10 protein-coding genes are annotated in these 12,896 nt (G+C 61.3%); 5 read left to right on the top strand and 5 right to left on the bottom strand.

Annotated features, from left to right (window positions below; genetic code table 11):
* Positions 1-745, bottom strand: a 745-nt coding sequence (locus P8H27_RS16660; RefSeq protein ID WP_289638749.1) for an alpha/beta hydrolase, incomplete at its 3' end; no start/stop codon positions are given.
* A 104-nt stretch (positions 746-849) separates the two neighbouring features.
* Here P8H27_RS16660 and P8H27_RS16655 point away from each other — a divergent pair.
* The 4 genes from P8H27_RS16655 to P8H27_RS16640 all read left to right on the top strand — a co-directional run bounded on the left by P8H27_RS16655 (position 850) and on the right by P8H27_RS16640 (position 4,553).
* Positions 850-1,203, top strand: coding sequence for a RidA family protein (locus P8H27_RS16655; protein WP_289638748.1), 354 nt, complete (start codon positions 850-852; stop codon positions 1,201-1,203).
* 231 nt (positions 1,204-1,434) lie between these two features.
* A complete protein-coding gene (gene dsdA, locus P8H27_RS16650; protein ID WP_289638747.1) occupies positions 1,435-2,793 on the top strand; it encodes a D-serine ammonia-lyase in 1,359 nt (452 codons plus the stop codon).
* Between the two features lie 54 nt (positions 2,794-2,847).
* On the top strand, positions 2,848-3,798 hold the full coding sequence (dsdC, locus tag P8H27_RS16645) for a DNA-binding transcriptional regulator DsdC (RefSeq protein ID WP_289638746.1): 951 nt from the start codon (positions 2,848-2,850) through the stop codon (positions 3,796-3,798).
* Positions 3,799-3,875: 77 nt separating this feature from the next.
* Positions 3,876-4,553 (top strand): DUF4197 domain-containing protein, encoded by a 678-nt coding sequence (locus P8H27_RS16640; RefSeq protein ID WP_289638745.1) that lies wholly within the window; start codon positions 3,876-3,878, stop codon positions 4,551-4,553.
* 87 nt (positions 4,554-4,640) lie between these two features.
* Here P8H27_RS16640 and P8H27_RS16635 read toward each other — a convergent pair whose 3' ends face one another.
* Together P8H27_RS16635 and P8H27_RS16630 are read right to left on the bottom strand one after the other, a co-directional pair.
* The gene (locus P8H27_RS16635; RefSeq protein ID WP_289638744.1) at positions 4,641-6,155 is read right to left on the bottom strand and encodes an ATP-dependent endonuclease; all 1,515 of its coding nucleotides are present in this window, start codon (positions 6,153-6,155) and stop codon (positions 4,641-4,643) included.
* Positions 6,156-6,211: 56 nt separating this feature from the next.
* Positions 6,212-7,066: a restriction endonuclease gene (locus tag P8H27_RS16630; RefSeq protein ID WP_289638743.1), complete on the bottom strand. Its 855-nt coding sequence runs from the start codon at positions 7,064-7,066 to the stop codon at positions 6,212-6,214.
* Between the two features lie 370 nt (positions 7,067-7,436).
* On the opposite strand from P8H27_RS16630, the gene P8H27_RS16625 reads away from it, so the two are divergent.
* Positions 7,437-7,928 carry a hypothetical protein gene (locus tag P8H27_RS16625; protein WP_289638742.1) on the top strand — a complete coding sequence of 164 codons (492 nt, stop codon included), beginning with the start codon at positions 7,437-7,439 and terminating at the stop codon, positions 7,926-7,928.
* 17 nt (positions 7,929-7,945) lie between these two features.
* Here the strand turns inward: P8H27_RS16625 and gtfA are convergent, their stop codons facing one another.
* Together gtfA and P8H27_RS16615 are read right to left on the bottom strand one after the other, a co-directional pair.
* Complete coding sequence (gene gtfA / locus P8H27_RS16620) at positions 7,946-9,388, bottom strand: sucrose phosphorylase (protein ID WP_289638741.1); 1,443 nt, start codon at positions 9,386-9,388, stop codon at positions 7,946-7,948.
* 426 nt (positions 9,389-9,814) lie between these two features.
* Entirely contained in the window at positions 9,815-12,895 is a 3,081-nt protein-coding gene (locus P8H27_RS16615; RefSeq protein WP_289638740.1) for an efflux RND transporter permease subunit, read from the bottom strand.
* Position 12,896 lies beyond the last annotated feature (1 nt).

The raw sequence follows: 12,896 nt of genomic DNA, 5'->3' as shown, positions 1-12,896 counted from the left end.
GCAACTCCAGGTACTCGGGGCTCTCGGATATCGAGTTGTGGCCCTTGTCCGGGATGACCTTGAGCGTGGCCACGCCGGGGGCGAAATGCCGGTACAGCGTCTCGCTGCTGGCACGCGGTATGACTTCGTCGTGCTCGGCCACGATCAGCAGGGTCGGCACCCTGATCTGCGCGGCGTAGGTCGAAGACTCGAACTTGTCCTTGAGCAGCCACTTTATCGGCAGGTAGGGGAACTGACGGGCGGCGAACGCCTGCAGGCTGTCGAAAGGAGTGATCAGCACCAGGCGTGCTGCCGGACGTTGGCTGGCGAGGCGCACGGCGACCCCCGAACCCAGGCTACGCCCCACCACCACGGTACGCGGGTGGGCGCCATGCACCCGGTCGAACAAGGCCAGGGCATCGCGCTGGATGGCCTCCTCGGAGGGCGACCCGGAACTGCCGCCGTAGCCCCGGTAGTGCAGCAAGTAGAGCGCATGCTCGGGAAAGGCCCGGGCAAAGTCGGCCAGGTTCAGGGAGACGTCCTCGGCGTTGCCGCCGAAGTAGATCAAGGCATTCGGGCCGGCGCGGGGCCGGATCGACACCAACACCTCACCCTCGTCCGCCGGCAGCCTGAGCAGCGTGCCGGGGTGGCTGATGGCAAGCGGTTGCGGGAAATAGATGAGGCTGCGCTGGGCCACGAACAAGGCGACGCAGATCGCCAGGTACAAGGCGGCAAGCACTGCCAGGAACGAAAGCATGCGCAACATACGGTTAGCTTCTCTTCGGTTTCAGGGTAGGTTTATACGCCCTGCCCCGCGCAGCTCGCTACAGTAGCGGGTCATCCCACTATCGAATTCACCCAGGAGCCGTTATGAGCATTAGCCGATATGAAACCAGCGCACGCATGAGCCGAGTCGTGGTGCACAACCAGACCGCCTATCTATGCGGGCAGGTGGCAGAAGACCGCAGCGCCGGGATCGAGGAACAAACACGCACCATGCTGGCCAAGGTCGACACACTACTGGCGTCGGTCGGCAGCAATCGCCAACAGATTCTGTCCGCCACCATCTACCTGAAGGACATGAGCCTGTTCGCCGAGATGAACAGCGTGTGGGACAACTGGGTGCCGTCGGGCTTCGCCCCTGCACGGGCCTGTGTAGAAGCCGCGATGGCCAGCCCCGAACTGCTGGTAGAAATCTCCGTGATTGCTGCCGTCAGCCGTTGATGGCAGGCGAACCATTGCACGCTGCCGAGCCTGGATTCGAGCGTCCAACATCCAGCGTGCATGGTTCTCCCAGAACAGCACGTTAGCGCTGGGCACAGACGATCCTGCGTCATCTATCCGCTGAACAAGCATCCTTTGTCAGCCACACCGTTGCGCCGTCTAATGGCAGCGCAACGCGGCCAGTTCATCTCTCCGCGCGCAGCCGAACATCCGACCCGAGGAACCTACCCCATGCTGCTTGGCAAGCCCCTCAGCACCTGGTGCAACGAATACCCGCTGCTCAATCAGTTGATCGCGCTGCGGGAAACCAGCTGGTTCAACCCGGGGGTCGCCAGCGCGGCCGAGGCCTTGGCCGATGTCGGGCTGAGCCGGGCCGATGTCGCCGACGCCAGCGCGCGCCTGGCACGCTTCGCGCCCTATATCACCCGGGCATTCCCGGAGACCGCGAGCAGCGGCGGAATCATCGAGTCGGGCATCCGCGCGGTGCCGCAGCTGCAGGCGCGGTTAGCCCAACGCTATGGGCTGAGCGACAGCGGCGCGCTATGGCTCAAGCAGGACAGCCACCTACCCATCTCCGGTTCGATCAAGGCGCGTGGCGGCATCTATGAAGTGCTCAAGCATGCCGAGGAACTGGCGCTGGCCGCAGGCTTGCTGCAGATAAGCGACGACTACGCCGTGCTCGACAGCGACGCGGCCCGAGCCTTCTTCGGCCGCTACAAGATCGCGGTCGGCTCGACCGGCAATCTCGGCCTGTCGATTGGCATCATCAGCGCCCGCCTGGGCTTTCAGGCCACCGTGCACATGTCGGCCGATGCGCGGCAGTGGAAGAAAGACAAGCTGCGCGCCCACGGCGTGACTGTGGTCGAGTACGCCTGCGACTACAGCGTCGCGGTAGCCGAGGGGCGCAAACAGGCCAGCGCCGACCCTTACTGCCACTTCGTCGACGATGAAAACTCGACCAGCCTGTTCCTCGGCTATGCCGTCGCCGCAGAACGTCTGCAGCAACAGTTCGCAGCCGCCGCGCTCCGCGTCGATGCCGAGCACCCGCTGTTCGTCTACCTGCCCTGCGGCGTCGGCGGCGGTCCGGGCGGAGTGGCTTTCGGCCTCAAGCTGGCGTTTGGCGATGCGGTGCATTGCCTGTTTGCCGAGCCCACTCACTCGCCCTGCATGCTGATCGGGGTGCACACCGGCCGCCACGACGAGGTCTCGGTGCAGGACTTCGGCATCGACAACCTCACCGCCGCCGATGGCCTGGCGGTCGGTCGGCCGTCCGGCTTCGTCGGCCGCGCCATGCAGCGTTCGATCGACGGTTATTACACGGTCAGCGATGAAGAGCTGTATCGCCTGCTGGCGCTGCTGGACAGCAGCGAAGGCCTGCGCCTCGAACCCTCGGCGCTGGCCGGCGTACCGGGCATGGCCCGGGTGCTCAGCGAGGAGCAAGGTTATCGTGCGCGCATGCACCTGAGCCCGGCGCGGATGGCCCAGGCCACTCATCTGATCTGGGCCACCGGCGGCAGCATGGTGCCCGAGGCGGAAATGGCCGGCTATCTCGCCAAGGGCCGGCAACTGTTGCAGACGCAACAGGCCTGACAACCTGATAGCGGTGGCTGCTGATCCGCCACCGCTCGCTGCTAGAATGACGCCATGCACAACCTTCCCCCTCGGCTTGGCGCCGGGCTCGACAGTAGCCAGTTCGCCAACCTGCATACCTTCCATGCGGCGGCGCGCCATCTGAGCTTTGCCCGCGCGGCAGCAGAGCTATGCCTGACGCCGAGCGCCGTCAGCCACCGTATCGCTCGCCTGGAACGCGGGCTGGGGCTGAAACTGTTCCAGCGCCTGACCCGGCAGATCCGCCTGACCGCCGATGGCGAACGCATCTTCACCATCCTGCAAGGTGCCATGGGCCAGTTGCTCGAAGCCTTGCAGCAGGCCCCAGGCGCCGAAGTCGCCGGGCCGCTGGCGATCTATGTCCGCCCCTCGCTCGCCGAATGCTGGCTGGTGCCGAGGCTGGCCGACTTTACCGCCCGCTACCCGGCGATTGCCCTGGATATCCGGGTGGGCAACGACACGGTCGACTTCCGCACCCAGAACATCGATTTGGCGCTGTATTTCACCCGCGATGCGTTTCCCGGACTGATCGCCAGCCAACTGATGGACGAACGGATCGCCCCGGTGTGCAGCCCGCAGTATGCCCAGCGCCATGGCCTGCTGGATAACCCGGACAACCTGCCACACTGCACCCTGCTGCATGACTCCCTGGCCTGGGACAACGCCGCCTACGATGCAGAGTGGCAACTGTGGGCCAGCCACTCGGGGGTTGCGGCCAAACTGCCCCAGCGCAGCCTCACCTTCGACCGTTCCGACCTCTGCGCGCTGGCGGCGATCAACCACGCGGGGATCGCCATCGGCCGCCAGCAACTGGTGCAACAGCGGCTTGAGTGCGGCGAACTGATCCTGCCATTCGGCGGCTTCGCCCTGGCCAGTCGCTGCCAATACCAACTGGTACACCCAGCCCTTGAGCCCATGCCCAGCCGGCTGCAAGTCTTTATCGACTGGCTGCGCGAATGCGTCGCCGCCGACGCCGGGCGGGCATAACCGCCGCGCCAGGGTTTGCAGTGGCGCCCCGCTCCGCTACCCTCGTTGCATACCTCAGCGCCAGAAGGATCGCCCCCATGTTTCGCATCACCGCCCTCGTTGCCGGCCTGGCCTTGTCTGCCAGCGCATTTGCCCTGTCGCTGGCCGACCTGACCCAGCAAGACGCCAGCGGCGGACTCAAGGACGCCTTGATCCAGGGCGCCCAGGTGGCGGTCAAGCAACTGGGCGCGCCCGGCGGCTTCAGCAACAATCCGGATGTACGCATCGAGCTACCGGGCAACCTCGGCAAGGCGGCGCGCACCATGAAGATGATGGGCATGGGCGCCCAGGTGACCCAGTTGGAAACCAGCATGAACCAGGCCGCCGAAGCCGCCGTACCCCAGGCCCAGGCCTTGCTGGTGGAGGCGGTGAAGAAAATGACCGTACAGGACGCCAAGAGCATCCTCAGCGGCCCGCAGGATTCCGCCACCCAATACCTGAACAACAGCAGCCGCGAACAGCTCCGCGCCAAGTTCCTGCCCATCGTCAAACAAGCCACCGACCAGGTCGGCCTGGCCCAGCAATACAACGCCTTCGCCGGCCAGGCCGCGAGCTTCGGCGTGGTCGACGCGAAGAGCGCCACTATCGAGAATTACGTCACCGAACAGGCGCTGGACGGGTTGTTCGAAATGATCGCCAAGCAGGAAGCCAACATCCGCCAGAACCCGGCCGGGGCGGCGACCAGTTTGGCCAAGAAGGTGTTTGGGGCGTTGTAGGGAGGGGTTGGGTAGATGTGGAAAAGCCAGACCGATGGGGGTCTGGCTTTTTGAAACCGAGGTAATAGCCTATCGCTTCTCCCTCACCTAGGAAAACAGCTTACCTGCAAGCCTATCCATCGTCTGCTTATCTGTAGGCCAATATTCTTTAATCAAATAAGCAAACAGGTCTTCCCCCGCCCGTTCTATAGAGCAGCTTTTTTTATTGGCTATATCACTAGAAATCATGTCAACAATTCTCTTGCACTCATCACGCAAGGGCTTCCCTTGCAAACCAATATATTTTCTAGCCACAGCAGCACTTACCTTAAGGTTCATTACACCACAATACTGATTAATCCCAGCAAGATGCTTCTTCAAATCCTGAGCAAATAATTCGCAAAACCCTACCTCAGGTGTCCATGGTAAAAAAACAACTTGCCCTTGAAGACTCTTGTACAGAGATTGGGGCACTGTCAACTCTGGCAAAGGCATGCCAACCTGAACAGTAGGCGGAAGACAAGGCACCTCAGCATCCGCATCAAGAGCTGCAATTGACTTAGTGTGCTTCGGAATAAAAGAAGAACTTCTATCAAGAAACCGCAAAACTTCTTTATATCCACCAATAACAACAACCCTTATCGTGGGCAAGCTCTGCAAATTATTACTTATCGCAATATACTGGCGCCACATATTTTCAACACAATACTTAGCAGAAATATCCTCGACAAATACCAGCCTATCTACCGAAACATCATCATCAACTGTAATATGCTGCAAAGCATACGTAGGATACACATTTCGATGAACCGTAACATTCCCAGCATTATTTTCTAAATATATAATACTAGACCTGCTTGCACTCTTAATAAGACTAGATGAGTGTGTAGAAACCAAGACTGAACAATTATACTTTTTAGAGAGCAACTGCAGCTGTTCAAAAAGCCTAATCTGAGCAGCAGGATGCAGAGCCATCTCAAATTCATCTACAATATAAAGCGCTCCATTTTTTGCAGACAATAATCTCTGAGCCAGCTTCATAACACACAACTCACCCAAACTAAAACTCTTTTCAGAATAATATGTTTTACGCCGCCCCTGAACCCCACCCAGCTCAATCAAGTGCGCTTCAGCATTTCTCCCTCTCAACTTAACCTTGTACATGTGGTTAAATTTTTCGGTATCGAAAACAGAGTTAAGGAAATTCTTTAAGTCCACATCTACTGGATATTTCCTCGCACCTTTCAACTCATTTGGAGTAGGTTCTACGCGGGAAGAATCAGCCTTTAAAAATTGCACTTCACTAAATGCACCAGAAATTAGCTTGCTATTCGACTTAGGAGTAGCAGACCAGCGTATGTCATTATATCTATAGGACACATCCTTCCCATGAACTGCATATGAAATTATTGCATCTTCTAAACCATCAATACCATTTGCCTGTCTAGCACCAGGAAATCCAGTCTGAAACGCATTAGACGCCCCCATACGATGCAGCGCCACCAACAGAGAAGTTTTACCACAACCATTAGCACCAGTTAAAATATACGCCCCTTGCATCGGGACATCAAACTCTAACTGCTTTATTGATTTAAGGTTGCTTATTGTTACCTTAACAGGCATACACCCACCAACTATCAATTAATATGCGGAGACTTCATTTAAAGCAGAGATCACAACTAAAACGCCCCACGACACTTCGGATACTGCGAACACCCCCAAAACTCATTGCCAATATTCGCTCCACGCTTCGCCACCCGCTTCTGCATAGCCGAATTGCAAACAGGGCAACTCGGCACACTCGGCTGAACAGGTACAAATCTGGTTTGCACCGGGGTGGCAGCTGAGGGATGGGCCTGAACCGTGCGCGAAGCCGCGATCCAGCGCTTGAGTTCAGCACCTTCCACCAGACGAATATTGCGACTACTAGCAAAGGCCTCGGCATCTGCGGTAAAGCTGCCGGAGGTCACGACAAAGCCGCCGGCGGCGCCTTCTGCGGCGATCAGGCCGAAGAACTCGCGAACCACGGCCACGCCGACCTTGGTGGCCTTCCACTGTTTGCATTGCACCAGATGCTTTTCGCGGCCCTTGTGCAGAATCAGCTCGATGCCGCCATCCGGGCCATTGCCGCCGGTTTCCGTCACGATAAAACCTTGGCGGCGAAAGGCTTCGCCAACCAGCTGTTCGAACTGCTGCCAGTCGATGCCCTCGACGGTCTTGCCGGGGCGGATGGCGCTGGCGACGTCTTCCAGCAACTTGCGCCGTTTGCCGCGAGCGAACAGCGAACCAATCGCACCGAAGATAAACGCCACGGGCACGATGTATTGCAGAAACAGGGCGAAGGTTCGCCACATCTGCCCGGTCATGGCCGAGGCAAATTGCTTGGGATCGGTGACAGTAGGCGGTGGGCTGATGGCGACGGAGTGCAAGTACAGCCAGGCGGCCAGGGCGATCAGCAGGCTAAGCCACCAAGGCAGGCGCGAAGCGATAAAGATAAGGTCTTCGAAGGGCGAGGTTTTGTTGCGACGGGCCATCCGTGACTCCTGCTGTGCGTGGCATAAAGCCATCAGCTATACCGGATCATGCCTCAAAGGTATGAGCAGGAAAACCATAATTCTTCTGACCTCGCCGCTTTGATGCTGACCGCACTACGGGTTTCGGCTTTACGCCGAGTTACTTTCTCTTTGCGCGCGCAAAGAGAAAGTAACCAAAGAGAAAGCGCGCCCGGCATCCGGGTTTCGCTGCGCTCAACTTCCCTCGCTCCGGTGCTGTTCCGAGGGTCGTCACGGTGGGCCATCCCTGGCCCATCGTTCCTCGTTTGGCATCCATGCCAAACGCCCCTCTTCACAGCACCTCCGCTCGGCCTCCTGACGGGAGTCGGGGATCGCGTTGCCTGGACGATTTATGGACGTCAAAAACGAAAAGCAAAAGTTCGCGACCAAGGTCGCTCCTACGGTTTGCTTTGCTTTTAGAACATCGATCTCACAGACGACGCCAACCGCCCCATCAGAAGGCCGAGTGGAATCGTTGCGTAAGGGGTTGAGCGGCATGGATGCCGCGAGAGCCGCGATGGGCCAGGGATGGCCCTTCGCGGCGTGCCCCTGGAGCAATGATGGAGCGAGGGTACCCGCCGCAGGCGGGCCGGATGCAAGGGGTAAGACCTTTTGCTTACTTTTGGGGCGTTTGCCAAAAGTGAGCCGCCGTAAGGGCGGAACCAATAGTAAAAACACCACGAAAGCGGCGTATGCACATCAATCGCAAAAACCAAGCAGCATGGGTATCGCGCTGCTCAACCCATCCTACCCGGTGGTGATTGGTTGTTTGTCATCCGCGATAGCCCAGACGACGCCCGAGAAGGCGCTGCAGGCGAATGCCGCGCACGACCGTCAAGCCTGAACGCAACAACAGCCGGTTCAACACCTGCAGGACGTCTCCTCTTCCCCCTCGGGGCCGGTGCAGGTAATCGTGGCGGTGCGGAAGTTCAGGTCGACGAACAGGTGGCAGCTATGCGCCCCGGCGCGCCAGCCCATGGACACGCTGGACATGTTCGACTGGTGCAGCTCGAACTCGCCGGCGAAGGCCGGGTGGCTCGAGCGCAGCTCCATCAGGCTCAGCAGACGCTGCACCACCGGGGCCTGCAAGGCCTGCTCGGCCTCGTCCAGTGAGTAGTAGTGGCGGTTGATTTCCCGCGCCTCGCCGGTTTCCTCCAACAGCTCGCTGTCGTTGTGGCCGGCCAGCAGGCCGACGTAGTAGACCTGCGGAATGCCGGGGGTGAAGAACTGGATCGCCCGCGCGACTATGTAGGCGTCCTCGTTGCCCTGCAGGGCGTCGAAGAAGGTGCAGGTGAGCTGGTAGATCGCGCCGACGCTGTGCACGTTGGCGGCCGAGCGGCGCAGGATGGGGTCGGCGCTGCGCTCCGATACGTTCTGGATCAGCGCCTCGATATGCTCGCGCGGCAGGATCTCCTCCACATCGGGAATGCAGATGCCATCGTGGGTATCGAGCACGGTGATCTGCTTGTGCGGGCACATGCGCAGCCAGGACTTGAGGTACTGGCTGTTGCCGTCGAGCAGCGTGTACAGCAGCAGTGGCGGCAGCGCGAAGGCATACGACCACATGCCGCGCGCCGAGATGGCGTACTGCCAACTCGGGTGGTCGTGCACCTCGGGCAGTATCTCTATGCCGCTGGCCGCCGCGGTGGTCTTGAACCAGTCGAGGATCTGCCACACCTGCGGTTCGACCAGAAAGCAGCTGGTGCCGATCTTCTTGGTGGTGTAGCCGAAGGCATCCAGGCGTAGCAGTTTCACCCCGCGCGCGGCGAGATAGGCGATGGTGTCGGCCATCATCCGGTAGGTCAGCGGCGAGTCGTAGTTGAGGTCGATCTGCCGTTCGGTGAAGGTGCACCAGACCCGCCCGCTGCTGCCGTCGGCGAAGCTGATTTCGCGGAACGGTTCCTTTTCCTTGCGGATGTGGATCTTGGCCAGATCGTCCGGGCCGATCTCGCCCAGGCTGTCGACATCGACGAACAGCTCGGCCCACTCCGAGGCCTGGCCCTTTTGCAGGTAGTCCTGGAACTCCGGCGAGTCATCGGCCAGGTGATTGAGTACCAGATCCAGACAGACATCGTAGTGCGCGCTCAGGCGCTCGATGTCTGCCCAATCGCCCAGAGCCGGGTCGATGCGCTTGTGCGTCAGCGGCGAGAAACCGCTGTCGGCATTCGACGGAAAGGGCGGCAGAATATGCACCCCGCCCACCGCGCGAGCGAGCTGGTGTTCGACGAAATTGGCCAGGTCGGCCAGGCCCGCGCCGATACGGTTGGGGTAGGCGATCAAGTGGACGGTATTTTTCAGCGGCATGCGCGGCCTCCCTGAATTCATGGAATTTCAGCTGCCTGCTACAACCAACAGCCCAGGACAGCCCGCGCAGGAATCCTGCAGATCGACGCGCGAAAACCCGCGCCCTGCCGGCAACTGTCCGCCACAACCCTAACAGCTTGAGGCCGACACATGGGCGGACAGCGCCCACCGGAATCGGTTCGGCACCTCGCAGAAGGGGACAAACAGCGGTATTTCTAGCCCGAGTCAGCGCCAGCGCAGCCGCGGATCCGTCACAGGGCCGCTAGCGTTGCCCCGGATTGCATCCGGGCTACCGGAGCTGGGTCGGATGGATAACGCCTTTTTCATCCACCTTCGCGATTGGTGGATGGATAAAGCGTCGCGGCAGCCGCGAAGCGCTGCCATGTGGCAAAGCATTCGCGGCTGAAGCCGCTCCTACGGACGCGGCTAAACCCCCGGAGCAGGCGTTTGCTTGACCCGGAACCAGGCGGCATAGAGCGCCGGCAGGAACAGCAGGGTCAGCGCCGTGGCGACCACCAGGCCGCCCATGATCGCCACCGCCATCGGCCCGAAGAACACGCTGCGCGACAGCGGGATCATCGCCAGCACCGCGGCCAGGGCGGTCAGCACGATGGGCCGGAAGCGGCGCACCGTGGCTTCGACGATGGCGTTCCAGCTGTCCAGGCCGGCAGCGATGTCCTGCTCGATCTGGTCGACCAGGATCACCGAGTTGCGCATGATCATGCCGGACAGGGCGATGGTGCCGAGCATGGCGACGAAGCCGAACGGCTGGCGGAAGATCAGCAGGAACAGGGTCACGCCGATCAGCCCCAGCGGCGCGGTGAGGAACACCATGGCCGAGCGCGAGAAGCTTTTCAGCTGCAGCATCAGCAGGGTCAGCACCACCACGATGAACAGCGGCACCCCGGCGTTCACCGATTTCTGCCCGCGCGCCGAGTCTTCCACGGTGCCGCCGACGTCCAGCAGGTAGCCGTCGGGCAGCGCGGCGCGGATCGGTTCCAGGGTCGGCAGGATCTGCTTGACCAGGCTGGCCGGTTGCTCCTTGCCGTAGATGTCGGCGCGCACGGTGACGGTCGGCAAGCGGTTGCGGTGCCAGATCACCCCGTCCTCGAAACCGTATTCGAGGATGGCGATCTGCGCCAGCGGTACGCTGGTGCCGCTGGCGGTGGGCACCGCCAGGCTCGGCAACAGACCCAGCTCCTGGCGCTCGCTCAAGGTGCCGCGCAAGAGGATTTCGATCAGTTCGTTGCCTTCGCGGTAGTGGCTGACCGGTGAACCGGTCAGCGAACTCTGCAGGAAGCGCGACAGGTCGGCGGTGCTGATGCCCAGGGCACGGGCACGCTCCTGATCGATGTTCAGGCGCACCACCTTGCTCGGTTCTTCCCAGTCCAGGTGCACGTTGGCCACATGCGGGTTGTCGCGCACCTTGTCCGCCACCTGGCGGGCCAGGGCGCGAACCTCGTCGATATGCTCGCCGGAAACACGCAGCTGCACCGGGTAGCCGACCGGCGGGCCGTTCTCCAGACGCGAGATGCGCGTGCGCAGGGTCGGGAATTCTTCACTCAGGGTAGCGATCAGCCAGCTGCGGATCTTTTCCCGCTCCTCGATGCTTTTCGCCAGCACCACGAACTGGGCGAAGCTGGCGGCCGGCAGTTGCTGGTCGAGCGGCAGGTAGAAGCGCGGCGAGCCGGTGCCGACATAGGCCACGTAATTGTCGATGCCCTCGTGGCCATTGAGCAGTTGCTCGAGACGCTCGACCTGCTCGGCCGTGGCGCTCAAGGAGGCGCCTTCGCCGAGCTTGAGGTCGACCATCAGCTCCAGCCGCCCGGAAGCCGGGAAGAACTGCTGCGGCACGAAGCGGAACAGCACGATGGAGGCGACGAACAGCGCGAGGGTCAGCACGATCACCGTCTTGCGCCGCCGCACGCACCACTGCACGGTGGCCCGTACGCGCTGATAGAACGGCGTCGAGTAGGGGTCATGCCCCGCGGCGCTGCCGCCATGCTTGGCCGCATGCAGCTTGGCCAGATCCGGCAGCAGCTTGGCGCCCAGGTAGGGCACGAACACCACGGCGGCAATCCAGGACACCAGCAGGGCGATGGTCACCACCTGAAAGATCGAACGGGTGTACTCGCCGGTGCCGGACTGCGCGGTGGCAATCGGCAGGAAGCCGGCGGCGGTGATCAGGGTGCCGGTCAGCATCGGGAAGGCGGTGCTGGTCCAGGCATAGCTGGCCGCCTTGATGCGATCAAAGCCCTGCTCCATCTTGATCGCCATCATCTCCACGGCGATGATCGCGTCGTCGACCATCAGCCCCAGCGCCAGCACCAGCGCGCCGAGGGAGATCTTGTGCAGGCCTATCCCTAAGTAGTACATGGCGGCGAAGGTCATCGCCAGCACCAGCGGGATCGACAGCGCCACCACCAGGCCGGTGCGCAGGCCGAGGGAGAAGAAGCTCACCAGCAGGACGATGATCACCGCTTCGGTGAGCACGCGAATGAACTCGCCGACGCCGGTCTTCACCGCCGCCGGTTGATCCGACACCTTGCGCAACTGCATGCCGGCCGGCAGGGTTTCCTGCAGGCGGGCGAAGTCGATTTCCAGGGCCTTGCCCAGCACCAGGATGTCGCCGCCGGCCTTCATCGATACCGCCAGGCCGATGGCGTCTTCGCCCATGAAGCGCATGCGTGGCGCCGGCGGGTCGTTGAAGCCGCGCTTGACCTCGGCCACATCGCCGATGCGGAAGGTGCGTTCGGCCACCCGGATCGGGAAGTTGCGGATTTCCTCGACCGACTCGAAGCGCCCGGTCACGCGCAGTTGCACGCGATCCGAGACGGTTTCGAAGAAGCCGGTCGCGGCCACGGCGTTCTGTTCTTCCAGCGCCTGCTGTACCACGGCCAGCGGCAGGCCGAGGGTGGCCAGCTTGGTGTTGGACAGTTCGATCCAGATCTTCTCGTCCTGCAGGCCGAGCAGGTCGACCTTGCCGACGTCCTTGACCCGCTGCAATTGCAGCTGCACGCGGTCGGCATAGTCCTTGAGCACCGCGTAGTCGAAGCCTGCGCCGGTCAGTGCATAGATATTGCCGAAGGTGGTGCCGAATTCGTCGTTGTAGAACGGCCCCTGAATCCCCTGGGGCAAGGTGTGGCGAATGTCGCCGACCTTCTTGCGCACCTGGTACCAGAGCTCGGGAATCTCCTCAGAATGCATCGAGTCGCGAGCGATGAAGGTCACCTGGGATTCACCGGGTCGCGAGAAGGACACGATCTTGTCGTACTCGCCGGTCTCCATCAGCTTCTTTTCGATGCGCTCGGTGACCTGGCGGGCGACTTCCTCGGCGCTGGCCCCCGGCCAGTTGGTGCGCACCACCATGGCCTTGAAGGTGAACGGCGGGTCTTCGCTCTGGCCCAGCTTGGTATAGGAGATACCGCCGACCACGGCCAGCAACAACATGATGTAGAGCACGATCTGACGATTGCGCAGCGCCCAGGCGGACAGGTTGAAATCCATC

Origin of the sequence: Pseudomonas sp. sp1636, from assembly GCF_030376615.1 — a bacterium.
Taxonomy (GTDB): Bacteria; Pseudomonadota; Gammaproteobacteria; order Pseudomonadales; family Pseudomonadaceae; genus Aquipseudomonas.
This window is presented reverse-complemented; position numbering and strand designations above follow the sequence as displayed.